Annotated in this window: 13 protein-coding genes; 5 read left to right on the forward strand and 8 right to left on the reverse strand. The window is 74.7% G+C overall.

Features of this window, described 5'->3' with window-relative positions:
• Positions 1 to 267: 267 nt before the first annotated feature.
• Entirely contained in the window at positions 268 to 1,050 is a 783-nt protein-coding gene (gene nagB, locus AC3ET4_RS20005; RefSeq protein WP_431951248.1) for a glucosamine-6-phosphate deaminase, read from the forward strand.
• 107 nt (positions 1,051 to 1,157) lie between these two features.
• Here the strand turns inward: nagB and AC3ET4_RS20010 are convergent, their stop codons facing one another.
• The gene (locus AC3ET4_RS20010; RefSeq protein WP_431951250.1) at positions 1,158 to 2,219 is read right to left on the reverse strand and encodes an NAD(+)/NADH kinase; all 1,062 of its coding nucleotides are present in this window, start codon (positions 2,217 to 2,219) and stop codon (positions 1,158 to 1,160) included.
• 218 nt (positions 2,220 to 2,437) lie between these two features.
• On the opposite strand from AC3ET4_RS20010, the gene AC3ET4_RS20015 reads away from it, so the two are divergent.
• On the forward strand, positions 2,438 to 2,947 hold the full coding sequence (locus AC3ET4_RS20015; protein WP_431951252.1) for a cupin domain-containing protein: 510 nt from the start codon (positions 2,438 to 2,440) through the stop codon (positions 2,945 to 2,947).
• A 79-nt stretch (positions 2,948 to 3,026) separates the two neighbouring features.
• Positions 3,027 to 4,406 (forward strand): hypothetical protein, encoded by a 1,380-nt coding sequence (locus tag AC3ET4_RS20020; RefSeq protein WP_431951254.1) that lies wholly within the window; start codon positions 3,027 to 3,029, stop codon positions 4,404 to 4,406.
• Between the two features lie 378 nt (positions 4,407 to 4,784).
• On the opposite strand, the gene AC3ET4_RS20025 is transcribed toward AC3ET4_RS20020, so the two are convergent.
• Positions 4,785 to 5,066 (reverse strand): helix-turn-helix domain-containing protein, encoded by a 282-nt coding sequence (locus tag AC3ET4_RS20025; protein ID WP_431951256.1) that lies wholly within the window; start codon positions 5,064 to 5,066, stop codon positions 4,785 to 4,787.
• Positions 5,067 to 5,130: 64 nt separating this feature from the next.
• Between AC3ET4_RS20025 and map the strand changes: the two genes are divergently transcribed.
• Positions 5,131 to 5,898 carry a type I methionyl aminopeptidase gene (map, locus tag AC3ET4_RS20030; RefSeq protein ID WP_431951258.1) on the forward strand — a complete coding sequence of 256 codons (768 nt, stop codon included), beginning with the start codon at positions 5,131 to 5,133 and terminating at the stop codon, positions 5,896 to 5,898.
• On the opposite strand, the gene AC3ET4_RS20035 is transcribed toward map, so the two are convergent.
• Positions 5,885 to 6,784 carry a helix-turn-helix domain-containing protein gene (locus AC3ET4_RS20035; RefSeq protein WP_431951338.1) on the reverse strand — a complete coding sequence of 300 codons (900 nt, stop codon included), beginning with the start codon at positions 6,782 to 6,784 and terminating at the stop codon, positions 5,885 to 5,887. The genes map and AC3ET4_RS20035 overlap by 14 nt on opposite strands.
• 126 nt (positions 6,785 to 6,910) lie before the next feature.
• Between AC3ET4_RS20035 and AC3ET4_RS20040 the strand changes: the two genes are divergently transcribed.
• Positions 6,911 to 8,434: a dienelactone hydrolase family protein gene (locus tag AC3ET4_RS20040; protein ID WP_431951260.1), complete on the forward strand. Its 1,524-nt coding sequence runs from the start codon at positions 6,911 to 6,913 to the stop codon at positions 8,432 to 8,434.
• 3 nt (positions 8,435 to 8,437) lie between these two features.
• On the opposite strand, the gene AC3ET4_RS20045 is transcribed toward AC3ET4_RS20040, so the two are convergent.
• The 5 genes from AC3ET4_RS20045 to AC3ET4_RS20065 form a co-directional block, all read right to left on the reverse strand.
• Positions 8,438 to 8,890: a universal stress protein gene (locus AC3ET4_RS20045; RefSeq protein ID WP_431951262.1), complete on the reverse strand. Its 453-nt coding sequence runs from the start codon at positions 8,888 to 8,890 to the stop codon at positions 8,438 to 8,440.
• Positions 8,891 to 9,534: 644 nt separating this feature from the next.
• The gene (locus AC3ET4_RS20050) at positions 9,535 to 11,478 is read right to left on the reverse strand and encodes an APC family permease (RefSeq protein ID WP_431951264.1); all 1,944 of its coding nucleotides are present in this window, start codon (positions 11,476 to 11,478) and stop codon (positions 9,535 to 9,537) included.
• A 169-nt stretch (positions 11,479 to 11,647) separates the two neighbouring features.
• Entirely contained in the window at positions 11,648 to 12,736 is a 1,089-nt protein-coding gene (locus AC3ET4_RS20055; RefSeq protein WP_431951266.1) for an alcohol dehydrogenase catalytic domain-containing protein, read from the reverse strand.
• A 170-nt stretch (positions 12,737 to 12,906) separates the two neighbouring features.
• Entirely contained in the window at positions 12,907 to 13,713 is an 807-nt protein-coding gene (gene ppk2 / locus AC3ET4_RS20060; protein ID WP_431951268.1) for a polyphosphate kinase 2, read from the reverse strand.
• A gap of 92 nt (positions 13,714 to 13,805) precedes the next feature.
• Positions 13,806 to 14,606, reverse strand: a complete 801-nt coding sequence (locus AC3ET4_RS20065; RefSeq protein WP_431951270.1) for a hypothetical protein — start codon at positions 14,604 to 14,606, stop codon at positions 13,806 to 13,808.
• Positions 14,607 to 14,971 lie beyond the last annotated feature (365 nt).

A 14,971-nucleotide genomic window follows, 5' to 3' on the forward strand; every position in this document is an offset into this window, starting at 1 on the left:
GCCGGGCGGGCCCGCGCACCTCCCGGCGCCCCTCGCGGATACGGATCCGCCGTCCTTGGGACACCGTCCGCACCTCCGCTCGTGCCCCGCCGTACGCCCGCGTCCTGCGCGCCTGTCCCTGCTTGCTACCACCGGCGGCGCACCCGGCAACGCGGCGCGCCCGGCATTCGCCCGAAGGCACCTGGGCGGCGGTGGCTCCAGTGTGCGCGCGGCTGGTAAATTGGTCTAAACCAGTTAGGTACTTCTCACCAGATCGGCGGTCCTGAAGTGGAAGTCGTCATCGTCCCGGACGCCACGGCGGGTGGCGAACTCATCGCGGGCGCCATAGCGGACCTGCTGCGCCGCAAGCCCGACGCCCTGCTCGGCGTCGCCACCGGATCGACCCCGCTCCCGGTCTACCGAGCCCTGGCCGGACTGGCCGGACAGGGCGCGGTCGACGTCTCGCGCGCCCGGATCTGCCAGTTGGACGAGTACGTCGGCCTGCCCGCCGGGCACCCGGAGTCCTACCGCTCCGTCGTCCTGCGCGAGGTCGTCGAACCCCTCGGCCTCGCCGAGGAGTCCTTCATGGGACCCGACGGCACGGCGTCGGACATCGTCGAGGCGTGCGCGGCGTACGAGCGCACGCTGGCGGAGGCCGGGGGAGTCGACCTCCAGCTGCTCGGCATCGGCACCGACGGCCACATCGGCTTCAACGAGCCGTGCTCCTCCCTGGCCTCGCGTACCCGGATCAAGACGCTGACGGAGCAGACCCGCAAGGACAACGCCCGCTTCTTCGACCGCCCCGAGGAGGTGCCGCACCACGTCATCACGCAGGGCATCGGCACCATCCTGGAGGCCCGTCACCTCGTGCTGCTCGCCACGGGAGAGGCCAAGGCGGAGGCGGTCGCCCTCGCGGTCGAGGGCCCGCTGGCGTCGGTCGTCCCCGCCTCCGCGCTGCAGATGCACCCGCACGCGACCGTCGTCGTCGACGAGGCGGCCGCCTCCCGGCTGAAGCTGGCCGGATACTTCCGGGCCACCTATGCGGCCAAGCCCGCCTGGCAGGGACTGTGACCCCTCCCGGGCAGGGTCGGTGAGCCGCCGGGTCACGCGCCCGGCGCGTGCGCGGTCCCTGCCGGCGCCCGTCCACGGGCCGGTGGGGACGGCGCGCTGCTGCGGGCTCAGCGCCGGCCCGCAGGCGGCAGGCGCAGGTTCCGCAGGTCGGGCGGAACGGGGGCGGAGGGCCGGTACAGCGGTGGGGCCACCCCGTCGGCGACCGCGGCCGGCGCGTCACTGAGCCGGAAGCGGTCGCGCAGCCGCCCGTAGAAGTCGGTCGGCCCCAGCCGGATCAGTCGCAGCCGGTGCTGCGCCTTGTACACCGCGACCCAGTCGCCGGGATCGAGGACCCCCCTCAACTGGCCGTCGATGCTGACCGCGACACGTCCCGAACGGGGCAGCACGCGGACCGCCACGACCTCGTCGGGAGCCGCCACCAGGGTGCGGTCGAAGGCCATGTGCGGCGCGACCGGCGTGAAGACCAGCGCGTCCATGTGCGGGGAGAGCACCGGGCCCCCGGCGGCGAAGCTGTACGCGGTGGAGCCCGTCGGGGTGGCCGCCACGATCGCGTCCGCGGAGTAGCACGCGAACAACCGGCCCGCCAGATACACCGCGAGGCTGGCCTGACGGTCCCGGGCGAGCTTCTCGAAGACCACGTCGTTGACCGCGTTGACGGCCATCGGCACGCCCCAGCCCACGTCCTCGGGGTCGCTGGGCCGGACCCGGGGCGGCGGCAGCGCGGGCCCGCGCCCGTACCGCAGCAGTGAGTCGATGCCCTCGGGTATCTCCAGCGGCCGCGACGCCCGCATGGTGAGCGTCATGCGGTCCTCGACGGCGGCCCGGTCCTCGTGGACGCAGTCGAGCGCCCGCTCCACGTCCTCGGTGCACACCTCGGTCAGGAAGCCGACGCGCCCCAGGTCCACGCCCAGCACGGCCGCCCCGCACGCCGCGGCCACCCGCGCGCCGCGCAGGAAGGTCCCGTCGCCGCCCAGGGTCACGATCAGATCCGGATAGCCGGCGGCGGCCGCCTCCTCCCGGCCGCTGTACCGGGGCCGGTCCTTGCGCCATACGTCGATCTCCATCACGGGGACCCCGTGCCGGGCGCCCCACCGCTGCACCGCCGCGGCGGCCCCGCTCGCGTCCTCGCGCGCCCCGTGCACGACCATCCCGATCCGGCCCACTGGCATCCCGGCCTCCACGCGGCGTCCGCTCCGGCGTCCTGCACCTATCGTCCGCCTGCCCGGTGCGCGCGTCGCGGCGAGGGGACGGCTCCCCACGCCGCCCCGCCGCTCACGCCCCGCCGTGCGGGGGCACGCGCCGCGGAGTACGGTTCGGCTGTTCCACAGGAGCCGGGGAGTCAGGGAGCCAGGGGGCTCAGGGAGTCAGGGAGTCAGGGAGGACGAACGTGGAGACCAAGCCCGCGCCGGGTGTCCTCGCCCAAGTGGCGGACCTGATCGGCCGCACGCCCGTCGGACAGCGCGGAGCACTGTGGCGCCTCGGCGCGGACCGCCGCCAGCTCGACGCGAACGTCATCCGCCTTCCGGCGGGCACCGAGGTCCAGCCGCACGTCGAGGCGGACCTGGACGTCCTGCTGTACGTCGTCGACGGCGGCGGGCACCTCTCCGTCGACGGCGGCGGGCACCAGACGACCCTGGCGCCCGGCGCCCTGGTCTGGCTGCCCCGCGGCACCTGCCGCGCGCTGTACGCCGGCGCCGCGGGGCTGACCTACCTCACGGTGCACGCCCGCCGCCCCGGCCTGACCGTCTCCGCCCCGGCCCCGGCCCCGGCCCCCGCCACCGCCGAGGGCGACGCCGCATGCCTGCTGCATCGCGTGTGCCCGGAGTGCGGCCGCCTGTCCGGCGAGAGCGACGCGCTGTACTGCTCCCGCTGCGCCAGCGCCCTGCCGCCCCGCTGACCCGGGGCGCCGCGGGCGGCCGGGGACCGGCCGGCCGCCCGTTTCCCGCGTCCGCCCGATCTGGGTTAGCGTCGTAAGCATGAGGACCGTCCGGCGGCTCCTCCGCCTCATGCCGGTACTCGCCGTGATCTGCGGCGTCCTGAGCCTCGTCGTCGCGACGGGCCCCGGGGCACGGGCCGCGAGCGGCCTCGACACGGTGGCCGCGGCCCTGCGCGAGGGACCCGTCTACGTCGACCCCCGGGCACGTGACGTGCTGCCGCCGGCCGAGGCGACCGCCCTCGCCGCACGCATCGAGAAGGCGGACAAACCGGTTTTCGTCGCCGTCCTCCCCGACACCGAGCAGTTCCCCGCCGCCACCCTGCTGACGGACCTGCGGACCAAGGTCGGCATCACCGGCGTGTACGCTGTCGCGCTCGGCGACCGCTTCGACGCGGGTGCGGATCCCGTCGTGATGCCGCGCAACGCCGTCGAGAACCTGGCCGCCGCCGTGCGCCGTTCCGATCCCGGCGATCCCGCTTCGATGGTCACCGCCTTCGTGGACCAGGCGCTGCCGCAGGCCTCCGGCCGTGCCCCGGCCTCATGGGGCGACGGTTCCGTCGGCGACGGCCAGGGCGGCGGGGCCGGTGTGCTGGTGGCGCTGGCCGTCCTCGTCCTGGTCGGGGCCGGCGGGGCCGTTCTGATGTCGCGGCGGGCCAGGCGGCGCCGGGAGGAGCAGGACCGGGCCCGGCTCGACCAACTGCGCCCGGTGGTGGACGAGGACATCACCGCCTTCGGCGAGGAGCTGAGCCGGATCGGCTTCGACCCGGGCGGCGCGGCTGCCGACGACGCCATGCGCGAGGACTACGCGCGGGCCCTGGACGCCTACGACGCCGCGAAGACCGCCATGGACCGCGCGCGTTCCCCCGACGATGTGGAGCGGGTCAGCCGGGCCCTGGAGGAGGGGCGCTTCGCGCTCGCGACCCTGGACGCGCGGATGACGGGCGGGCCGTTGCCCGAGCGCCGTCCTCCGTGCTTCTTCGACCCCCGGCACGGACCCTCGGTCGAGGACGCGCCGTGGACCCCCGAGGGCGGCGGGTCCGAGCGGATCGTACCGGTGTGCGCGGCCGACGCGGCCCGGCTCGCGGACGGCCTGGAGCCCATGGCGCGCCAGGTCGGCACACCCCGCGGCCCCCGTCCGTACTGGGAGGCGGGCCCGGCCTACGCCCCCTGGGCCCAGGGCTACTTCGGAGGCGGGATGCTGCCCGGCATCCTCCTGGGGACCCTGCTCGGCAGCTCCTGGGGAGGCCAGGCCCCCTACGCGTACGGCGACGGCCATGCGGGCGGATACGGCGGCGGGCCGGACGGCCAGGGCGGCGACTACTCGGGCGCCGACTTCGACCCCGGCGACTTCGGCGGGGGCTTCGGTGACGGCGGCGGGTTCGGCGGGTTCGGCGACGGCGGGGGCTTTGGGGGCAACTGAGCGCGGCGCCACGCGAGGCAGTGCCGGGCTGGTTGCGTCAGGCGGTCGAAAGGCGTCCTGCGGCCGCCGGGCGACTGACGGCCGACCGGTGGTGGCCGAGAAGACGGGCCGGGGTCAGCCGCGAGTGCCTTGCCGACTCCCACCGGCCGCCATGCGCTCCCACCCCGGCGGAGTGTGTCACCGCAGGCGTCGACCGGTGCGCGCGGTGCCCGGCGATGTGAGTCAGCGCCGCGAATGCCGAGGTGCGGGGGGCCCCGGCTGAAGGCTTGGGGCCCGCCCCGGCGCGGCACCGCCCCGCCGCACGGTGCGGGGCCGGCACCGACCGCGCCGGTGGACGGGCCCCGGGGTCCCCACCCGGGAGTGGAGCCCCAGCGCGACCTACGCGGACAGGGCCCCGACCTCGACCGCGGCGTCGGCCTCCGGGACGCAGGCGAAGGCGAGGTCGTCCAGGGAGATGTCCAGGGCCGCGGCGAGGGCGGCCACGGTGAAGAAGGCCGGGGTGGGAGCGCGGCCCGTCTCGATCTTGCGCAGGGTCTCGGCGGAGACGCCGGCCGCTGAGGCGACCTCCACCATGCTGCGGTCGCCGCGGGCCTGTCGCAGCAGCGCACCGAAGCGCTCGCCGCGTCGCCGTTCCCAGGGGGTCAGAGGAGTGCGCACCATGTCCGTGATACTAATACCGGTATAAGAATTGGGTGCCCTCAGGGGGCGGGACGGAGCCATGGGCATGGTGGAGATCAAGACGGAAGCCGCGCTCGCGGCCATGCGCGAGGCGGGGCGGGTCGTGGCTCGTGCGCTCGCCGCCGCCCGCGAGGCGGCGCGCGTCGGTGTGTCGCTGCGGGAACTGGACGAGGCGGCCCGCGCCGTCCTGGACGCGGCGGGCGCGCGGTCGCCCTTCCTCGGCTACCGGCCGTCGTTCGCCCCCACGCCGTTCCCCGCCGTGATCTGCACCTCGGTCAACGACGCCGTCGTGCACGGCGTCCCGACCGCCTACCGGCTGCGCGACGGCGACCTGGTGAGCGTCGACTGCGGCGCCGAACTGGACGGCTGGACCGGCGACGCCGCCATCAGCTTCACCGTCGGCACGCCCCGGCCCGCCGACCTGCGCCTCATCGAGGCCACGCGCAGGGCCCTCGACGCGGGGATCGCCGCCGCGACCGTCGGCAACCGCGTGGGCGACATCTCGCACGCCATCGGCACCGTGGCCCGCGCGGCCCGGTGCGGCATGCCCGGGGACTTCGGCGGGCACGGCATCGGCCGCCGGATGCACGAGGACCCCGATGTGCCCAACCAGGGCCGGCCGGGCCGCGGCTACCGCCTGCGGCACGGGCTGACCCTCGCCATCGAGCCGATGTTGATGGCCGGGGGACGCGGCGACTACCGCACGGCCCCCGACGGCTGGACGCTGCACACCCAAGACGGCAGCCGCGCCGCCCACTTCGAGCACACCGTCGCCGTCACGGAGGAGGGCCCGCGCATCCTCACCGCGCTGTGACCTGTCGCTCGAGCGCGCCGCGCAGCCAGGTGTGAGCGGCGCCCGGGGTGGGCCGCCCCGGGCCCCTCAGCTCCCCCACGAGCTGCCAGTAGCGGTCGATCCGGGGCTCCGCGGCGAGCAGGCCGCTCAGCCGACGGCGGAAGTCGGGCGTGTCACGCGCGCCGAACGACCGCGCGTGGGCGCTGACGAAGCAGTCCAGCGCCTCGCCCGCACCGGGTTCGCGACCGGCCAGGACGTCCGGCGCGGCGAGTTCGTACGCCTCCTCGAGGCCCTCGTACAGCACGGCCGGACGGGGGCCCGCGTCAGGCCGGTGCGCCGCCAGCCCCCGCAGGGCGCCCGGCGGGCAGGAGGCCGAGGCGAAGGCGTGCAGCCGGGCGAAGGCCAGCACCTGCGCCGGGGCGGGCTCGTCCGGCGGCGGTGGCACGGCGAGTTCGAGGATCCGGCCCAGCAGGGGGGCCGGCAGCCGCGCGGGCTGCAGCCAGCGGCGCCAGAAGCGGGCCATCGCGTCCGTGGTGGGCGGTGCGGAGACGGCCCCGACGAGCTCCAGCCGCTCGGCCCGCTCCTCGGCCGTGCAGTCCTGCAGCAGCCGCACGGCTGCCTCCCGCCAGCGCAGGGCGGCCAGTTGAGAGCCGAGGGTCCGCAAGTGGCCCGCGACGACGTCCTCCAGGGCGTCCTCCCGATCCAGGGCCCGCCCCACGTCGGACACCGGCAGGTCCAGGGCACGCAGGGAGCGGATCAGGCGGAGTCGTTGGAGCGCCTCGGGGGAGTAGCGGCGGTGGCCGCCCGCGCTGCGGGCCGACTCGGGCAGCAGCCCGCGGTCCGAGTAGAAGCGGGCGGTCTTGACGGAGACACCGGCCCGCTCGGCCAGCTCACCGATGCTCAGCATGTCCTCGCTCGACCTGTCGTCGGCTTCCACGGCTTGAACCTCCCTTTGGGGGAGCTCCTACCGTAGCGGCGAGCGCGGACGGCCGACCCGGCCGTGCCGCGGACCACCGCGTGCGGGGAGGCATGCATGACCGTTTTTGTACTCGTCCCCGAGGCCCACACGGGCGGCTGGGTGTGGGAGGACGTCGCCGGCCTGCTGACGGAGGCCGGCGCCGGCGTCCGTCCGGTGACGCTCACCGGCATGGCGGGTTCCGGCCGCCCGGCAGGGCCCGGCACCGACCTGGAGACCCATGTCGAGGACGTCCTCCGGGTCGTCGACTCCCTGGACACGGCGGACGTGGTGCTCGTCGGCCACGGCTACGGCATCCACCCGGTGGTCGCCGCCGCCGACCGGCGGCCCGGACGCGTCGCCCGGGTCGTCCACCTGGACGCGGGCATGCCCCGGGACGGCGACGCGCCGCTGCAACTGGTGCCCGACCAGGAGCTGCGCGCCCGCCTGACGGCATCGGTCACCACGGCCGCACCCGGCGGGGACGCGGGGCCCGTCGCCCCGCCACCGCTCGGTGCGTGGGAGCGCTGGGGCAGCACCGCGGGCGTGCCCGCCGCCGCGCTCGCCCGCCTCGCCGCGGACGCCGCGCCCCAGCCCATCGGGACGCTCACCCGGCCGCTGCGCCTCACCGGGGCGCCCGCCGGCCTGCCGACGACCGGCGTCCTGTGCACCGGCAACGGCTCGAGCATCGCCATGGTGGAGGCGCTGGTGGGCATGGGGCACCCCGAGCTCCAGGTGCTCACCGACCCCCGCGTCACCTTCTTCGAACTCGCCACCGGGCACTGGCCGATGCTCTCCGCCCCGGGCGAACTCGCCGACGTCCTGCTGAAGGCCGCCGCCGGGGACGGTCACCGGATCGCCACGACGGGCGAGTTGCCCGCGCACCTGCGGCCGTTCCTGCTCGACCTGCCCGAACGGCCCCGCGAGCGCCGCGAGCGGGTCGACCTGCACCTCCCGGAGCCGGCCGCCGGCGGCGCGCCCCGCCCCGCCGTGGTGCTCGTCCACGGGGGCCCGGTGCCGGCCGGGGCCCGGCCGGCACCGCGCGACTGGCCGGCCTTCGTCGGTTACGGCCGCCTCGCGGCGGCCATGGGAGCGGTCGGTGCGGTCGTCGACCACCGGCTGCACTCCCTCGGCGACTTCCCGCGCGCCGCCGAGGACCTCGTCGAGGCGGTCGAACTCGTCCGCGCCGATCCGCGGGTCGACGCCGACCGCGTCGCGCTGTGGTTCTTCTCCGCCGGCGGTGTGCTGACCGCGGACTGGTTGGCGGCGCCCCCGCACTGGCTGCGCTGTGTGGCGGCCACCTATCCCGTCCTGGCGCCGCTCCCCAACTGGGGCCTGGCCGAGTCCCGTTTCCGGCCGGCGGCCGCGGTGCGCGGCACGGGGGCGCCGCCCGTCGTCCTGACCCGGGTGGGACGGGAGCGGACGGAGATCGCGGCAACGGTCGACGAGTTCCTCTCGGCCGCCAAGGACGCGGGCGCGGACGTGGAAGTGATCGAGGTGCCCGACGGCACCCACGGCTTCGAGACGACCGATCGCGGCCCGGCGGCGCGCGAGGCCGTGGAGCGCGCCATGCGCACCGTCCTCGCGCACCTGCGGCGCTGAGGCTCAGAGCCCGGCGGGCAGCCGGGACGGCGGTACGACGAGCACCGGGCAGGCCGCGTGCGCGACGCAGTAACGTGCCACCGAACCGCGCAGCGCACGCGGCAGCACGCCGCGCGACCCGGTGCCGACGACCAGCAGGTCCTCGCCGCGGGCGGCGGCCTTCACCAGCACGTGCCCGGCGGGCCCGCGCCCGGTCCCGGCGCGGAAGTCCGGCATCCCGGGCGGAGCGTCGGCGCCGAGGGCCTCCTCCAACGCGATGCGCAGGCGCTGACGCGCATCCTGCTCCCAGTCGAAGGGCGGCCGGGGCGGAAGCGGCGCCCGGCGGTACTCACATCCCTCGGGGGGCGGCTGCCAGGCCAGGACCGCCACGAGCCCTGCCGACCGGGACCGGGCCTCCGCGACCGCCCGGTGCAACGCGGCCAGACTGCCGGGGGAACCGCTCAGGCCAACGACCACGCGCCCGCCCGTGCCGCCGGGGGCGCCCCGATGGGGCGACTCGATCACCGACTGCCTCGTCTCTCGCCGTACGACCAGGTGCGGCGGCCCAGGGGTCGGCGGCCGGCCGGCGCGTCCCGGCCGCATCGGGCGCCGCGCCCCGCGGCGCCGCCGATCGGCCCGCCGAGCCGGGCCCCCACACGTACCCTCCCGGAACGCGTGACGGCGGGGCGGGCGCGACGCGCACCCGCTCCTGGGACGCGAGTGCGGCGCCCCAGCCACCGCCCGTGGGCGTCCCGCGGCATCAGCCGCCGGGACACAGCAGGGGACGCGGGGACCGGCCGCCCGTTTCCCGCGGTCGTCCCGTCCGGGCGCGGCACGAGCACGGCCGGGGCCGGCCGCAGCGCCGCACGCCTTGGGGAGAGCGTGCCCGGGGCCGCGTTTCGGGCAGCACCGCCAGGCACACGAAGGCGGTGGTCCGACCCGGCTCGCGCCATGGGGCGGACAAGCCGATGGCGCCCACCGGGTGTGCCCCGCCGCCCGGGCCGGGGAGTCGTTCGCCGTTCCATGGAGCCGACCGTAGGCGGCGCGGCACCCGCCGGGCGCGGCCCTGACGTTCTCCTGACGCCTGCGGGCGGCGTCCTTTCGCGCCTTTGACCCGGCGGTCAGCCGACGTGGACGCGGGGTCTGCGGCCGCGGTCGGGCTCCGCCTCGCGCAGCACCTCGCGTGTGACCGGGGCGACCTCGCCCTGCCCGAAGAGGAAGAAGCGCAGGAAGTTGGCGAAGGGGGTGCCCTCGGTCCACTCGAAGTAGATGTGCGGGCGCTGCCCGGTGGTGTCGCGGACGTGCAGCAGGAACGCCGCGAGCGCGTTCGGGACGGACGAGCTCTCCAGGGTCAGCACGCGGTAGCGGCCGTGCAGCACCTCGCCGCGCACTATCAGGCCCGCCTCGAACTCGGACGGGTCGGCGACGGTCACCTCGACGAAGACGAAGTCCTCCTCGGCCGGCAGGTCGTTGTCGGACCGGATCTGCTTGATCTTGTCCCGGTACTCGGCGGCGTCCCGCCGGTCGGGCTCGTTGGCGATGAACCGGATCGTGCGGTGGGAGACGTCCCGCACGAAACGCTCGGCCATGTCGTCCACGCTGATGCCGGTGATGCGCAGTTCGAAGGCGCGGGCGAGCCGCGACAGCAGCGAGATCACCATGATGCCGACGATGAAGCAGGCGCCGATCTTCACGCCGTCCGGACGCTCGAAGACGTTCACGACCGTCGTGTAGAGGAAGACGGCGGAGATCACCCCGAAACCGATCGTCCAGTTGCGCTGACCCGCCTTGCGGGCGGCGATGGTCACCGCGATCGCCGCGGAGGAGATGAGCACCAGGACACCGGTCGCGTACGCGCCGCCCTGGGCGTCGACATCGGCGTCGAAGATCCACGTGACCAGGAAGGCGACGAGGGTGAAGACCAGCACCATCGGCCGCACCGCCCGCGCCCAGTGCGGCGCCATGCCGTAGCGCGGCAGGTAGCGGGGCATGAGGTTGAGGAGGCCGGCCATCGCCGAGGCGCCGGCGAACCACAGGATGCAGATCGTCGACACGTCGTAGACGGTGCCGAAGGCGTTGCCCAGGTATTCGTGCGCGAGGTAGGCCAGCGCGCGGCCGTTGGCCTTGCCCCCCGCCTCGAACTCGTCGGCGGGGATCAGCAGGGTGGTGATGAAGCTGGTCGTGATCAGGAAGCAGCTCATGATGACGGCGGCCGTGGTCAGCAGCTTCTTGGTGCCGCGGACGCGTCCCGCGGGGCGCTCCTCGGTGTCGGAGGGGTCGCCCTTGACGTGCGGCATCACCGCCACACCGGTCTCGAAGCCGGACAGGCCCAGTGCGAGCTTCGGGAAGACCAGCAGCGCCACGCCGACCATCACCGCGACGTTCCCGTGCTCGGCGGTCAGGGCATGCGACCAGTCGGTCACCACGTGCCCGGCCGTGGCCACGTGCCACAGACCGACGGCCACGACGGCCGCGTTGAGTACGAGGTAGACGCCGACCAGGGCGACCGCGACTCCGATCGCCTCCAGGAAGCCCTTCATGAAGACCGCGCCCAGCAGCGCGACCAGCAGCAGGGTGATCAGCATCTGCTTGCCCTGCAGCGCGCTCGCCAGGTGCGGGTTCTCGACCAGGTGGGTGGAGGCGTCGGCCGCCGACAGCGTGATCGTGATGAGGAAGTCGGTTGCCGCGAAGCCCAGCAGCGTCAGGACGAAGAGCTTGCCCTTCCAGAACGACAGCAGCCGCTCCAGCATGGCTATGGAGCCTTCGCCGCGCGGGCTCTCCTCGGCCACCCGGCGGTAGACGGGCAGGGCGCCGGCCAGCGTCACGACCACCAGCACGACCGTGGCCACCGGTGAGAGCAGGCCGGCCGCCAGGGCCGCGATGCCGGGCTGGTAGCCGAGGGTGGAGAAGTAGTCGACGCCGGTCAGGCACATCACCCGCCACCAGCGCTGCCCGTGGCCTGGCCGTTCCGGGGCCGCCTGTCCGCCCTGCTGGTGCCGGGCCATGTCGGACAGACCCTCGAGCATCCACGCACGCAGGCGGCCCGCAGGGACGGGGGAGGTCATCGGGGCTCCTGACGTACGCGACTGGTTCCGGCCACCACGAGATGGCCTGGTCAGCGTACGCACGGGCCGGCGCCCCATCTCCCGTGAAGCCGTCCGGACGCCGTCAGGATTTCGTCAAGACTGGCGGCCGCGTCCCTGACGTTCTTCTGACGCGTCCGTTACGCCTCCCTTATGCCGCGCTTCGCGCGGAACCCGCCCACGGCACGATGACGTCGTGGTGGGGTCCGCCCAGAACGACCTTGAGCGCGCCGGTGTCGGCCGCCGACGCGAAGACGTCGTAGGCCTCGGCGATCTCGTGCAGTTCGAAGGTGTGCGTGACGAACGCACCGGTCGGCAGCTTCCGGGCCTCCAGCAGACGCAGCAGGGTGGGCGTGGAGTACGTGTCGACCAGACCCGTGGTGATGGTGATGTTGCGGCTCCACAGCTCCTCCAGGTGGAGGGTGACCGGCTCGCCGTGCACCCCCGCGTTCGCCACCCGGCCGCCGGGCCGGACCATCCGGGCGCACATCCGGAAGGTCTCCGGCAGCCCCACCGCCTCGATCACCACGTCCGCGCCGAGCCCTCCCGTGAGGTCGGCGACCAACTGCTCCGGCTGCTCGCTCGCCATGACCACGGCGTCCGCGCCCAGGTTCTTCGCCGCCTGCAGCCGGGCCGCCGCCACGTCCACGGCGATCACGGTGTGCGGGGAGCACAGCTGGGCGGTCGCGACGGCGGCCAGCCCGATCGGGCCGCACCCGACCACGGCGACGGTGTCCCCTGGCCGGACCCGTCCGTTGAGCACGCCCACCTCGTAGGCGGTGGGGAAGACGTCCGACAGCAGGACCGCGTCGTGCCCGTGCACGTTGTGCGGGAGCGGGTACAGCGAGGTGTCGGCGTACGGCACGCGCACGTACTCCGCCTGCGCGCCGTCGATGAGATGTCCGAGCACCCAGCCGCCACCGTCCAGGCACTGCCCGTAGGCCTGCTCACGGCAGAACCGGCAGCGTCCGCACCCGGAGACGCAGCTGACGAGGACCCGGTCGCCGGGCCGGACGCAGTCCACGTCCGCGCCCGTCTCGACGACCTCGCCCACGGCCTCGTGGCCGAGCACCGTTCCGGGGGCGACGTCCGGCACATCGCCCTTGAGGATGTGCAGGTCGGTGCCGCATACCGCGGCGGTGTCGACACGGACGATGGCGTCGCCCGTGTCCTGCAGGACCGGATCGGCCACCTCCTGCCAGGCGGCCTGTCCCGGACCCTGGAAGACCCATGCCTTCATGGCGTTCCGCTCCTTCTGGCTGAAAGGTGTCCCCCTCCCAGCGTGAGCGCGGCCTGCGGCCCGCGCACCCGGCGCCGTGGACTTCTGCCTCGGCGCCGGTGCGGGTGCGGGGTGCCTGGGCCGTCCGGAGTGGTTCGTTCGAGTCCTTCGGGCGCGGTCCGGGGGCGGCGTCAGCGCAGGTCCGCCGTGTGGTCCGGGACGTAGGTCTGCTGGTCGCGGGGTGGGCGCCGGTAGCCGGTCGACTCGGGGCGGGGCGGGAGCTCGACGGCCGGGAGCGGGACCTCCTCGTACGGGATGCTCGAGAGGAGGTGGGCGATCATGTTGATGCGGGCGGCGCGCTTGTCGTCGCTCGGGACGACGAACCAGGGGGCCTCGGGGATGTCGGTGTGCACGAACATCTGGTCCTTGGCCTGCGAGTACGCCTCCCACCGGGTGATGGACTCCAGGTCCATCCCCGACAGCTTCCACCGGCGGGTCGGGTCCTGCAGTCGGGCCCTGAACCGCTGCTCCTGGACGGCGTCGCTGACGGAGAACCAGTACTTGCGCAGGATGATGCCGTCCTCGATGAGCAGCCGCTCGAAGATCGGGCATTGGTGCAGGAACCGCACGTGCTCCTCGGGGGTGCAGAAGCCCATCACGTGCTCGACGCCGGCGCGGTTGTACCAGCTCCGGTCGAACAGCACGATCTCCCCGCCGGCCGGCAGGTGGTCGACGTAGCGCTGGAAGTACCACTGGGTGCGCTCGCGTTCGGTCGGCGCCGGGAGCGCGGCGATGCGTGCGACGCGCGGGTTGAGGTGCTCGGTCACCCGCTTGATCGTGCTGCCCTTGCCGGCCGCGTCGCGGCCCTCGAAGACGACGACGAGCCGGTGCCCGCCGGCCCGCACCCACTCCTGCAGCTTGACCAGCTCGACCTGCAGCCGCAGCAGTTCGCGCTCGTACACGCCGCGCGGCAGGCGGTCCCGCTTCGTGTCACCCATGCCCGGCGCCCTCGCTTCCCTAGGACGCCCACGGTACGGCTCCCGGGCCGGCCCGACACGGCGGGCGGCCCACACGGGCGGTGCCCGGCGGCTCAGCGGGCCGGGGCTGCGCCCCCCGGGGCTCCGGCTGTGTGCCCCGGAGCGGTCGCGGGGAACGGCAGCCAGGGGGCGAGGGCGTGCCCGCCGCCTTCCCCCTGGGGGAGGAATCCGGAGGGCCGCGGCTGCCCGGCGTCGGCTCGGTGCGGCGCGGTCCGCGGGGCGGAGCTCGCCGGGCTCTCCGCGGCCTCGGCGCCCGGAGGCGCGGAGGTGTGCGGTGCGCTCGTCGTGGGGGTCGGGGTGGGGGGCGGGGTGGTCGCCGGAGGGGTGGGGTCCGGTGTGTGCGGCGGCGGTGGCGTGGTGGGTGCGGTCGGCGGGGTGACGGTGTGGGTGGGCTTCGGGGTCGGCGTGCTCGCGGGCGGCTTCGGATGGGCCGGTTCGATGTGAGGCGGCTTCGCGGCGGTCTTCGTCGGCTTCGGATCGGGCTTCGGCTTCGGTTGCGGCTTCCGCGTCTCGGTCCCGGGCCCGGTCTTCGGCTGCGCGGTCGCCTTCGACGGCGTCTTCGCCGGGGCCGGGCGCTTCGCGGGCGCCGTCCCGGCGTCCTTCTTCTTCGCCTCGGGAGCCGCGTCGCGGTGGCCGCTGTCGGCCTCGAGCAGTCCGTGGTCCGGTTGCGCGGAGGCGCTCGGGACGGTGGAGGCGACATGGGCCGGGGACGAGCCGGACGAGCCGGCGGTGTCCGACCCGGACTGCTGGAGTGCCCATGCGGTCCCGGCGAAGGCCGCTGCGGAGGCGACGGCCGTCGCGGACAGCTTGAGCCGCAGGGAACGCCCACGGCGGTGCTTGGCCTGGCTGCGCATGTGAGACGAGGACCCTTTCGGCTAGCCCCGCCCGGAATGCCGGCTGCCGCGCTGCGCGGCCGGGGCCGGATACGTGGACTCTGCGCGAGCATTCCCGCCCGCGCAAGGGCCTGACCGGCGCAGTCATAGGAAGCGGAACTCGAGGTTCCGGGAAGTTGCAGGTCAGGGCCATGGCGCATGGGCGCAAAACCGGTCATGTGACATCGCACACGCTGCTTATGGGACTGAAGTCCCATAAGGGGCATACCGGACTCCATCCACTTGGATGCACAATGCAAGTATGTGGTGTGCGTCGCACGAGGATCCGTCGACGTGAAGATCCACAAACTTGCATACTCAGAACGCCGTACGGCAACCGAACCACC

This window comes from Actinacidiphila sp. bgisy167 (genome assembly GCF_057707665.1).

Bases quoted from the DNA above. Each gene is read 5' to 3' on its own strand.
- AC3ET4_RS20040 (WP_431951260.1), top strand. From the start codon at position 6,911: ATGACCGTTTTTGTACTCGTCCCCGAGGCCCACACGGGCGGCTGGGTG.
- AC3ET4_RS20025 (WP_431951256.1), bottom strand. From the start codon at position 5,066: ATGGTGCGCACTCCTCTGACCCCCTGGGAACGGCGACGCGGCGAGCGC.
- AC3ET4_RS20065 (WP_431951270.1), bottom strand. From the start codon at position 14,606: ATGCGCAGCCAGGCCAAGCACCGCCGTGGGCGTTCCCTGCGGCTCAAG.
- AC3ET4_RS20050 (WP_431951264.1), bottom strand. From the start codon at position 11,478: ATGACCTCCCCCGTCCCTGCGGGCCGCCTGCGTGCGTGGATGCTCGAG.
- AC3ET4_RS20010 (WP_431951250.1), bottom strand. From the start codon at position 2,219: ATGCCAGTGGGCCGGATCGGGATGGTCGTGCACGGGGCGCGCGAGGAC.
- ppk2 (WP_431951268.1), bottom strand. From the start codon at position 13,713: ATGGGTGACACGAAGCGGGACCGCCTGCCGCGCGGCGTGTACGAGCGC.
- AC3ET4_RS20055 (WP_431951266.1), bottom strand. From the start codon at position 12,736: ATGAAGGCATGGGTCTTCCAGGGTCCGGGACAGGCCGCCTGGCAGGAG.
- AC3ET4_RS20035 (WP_431951338.1), bottom strand. From the start codon at position 6,784: ATGCTGAGCATCGGTGAGCTGGCCGAGCGGGCCGGTGTCTCCGTCAAG.
- AC3ET4_RS20020 (WP_431951254.1), top strand. From the start codon at position 3,027: ATGAGGACCGTCCGGCGGCTCCTCCGCCTCATGCCGGTACTCGCCGTG.
- map (WP_431951258.1), top strand. From the start codon at position 5,131: ATGGTGGAGATCAAGACGGAAGCCGCGCTCGCGGCCATGCGCGAGGCG.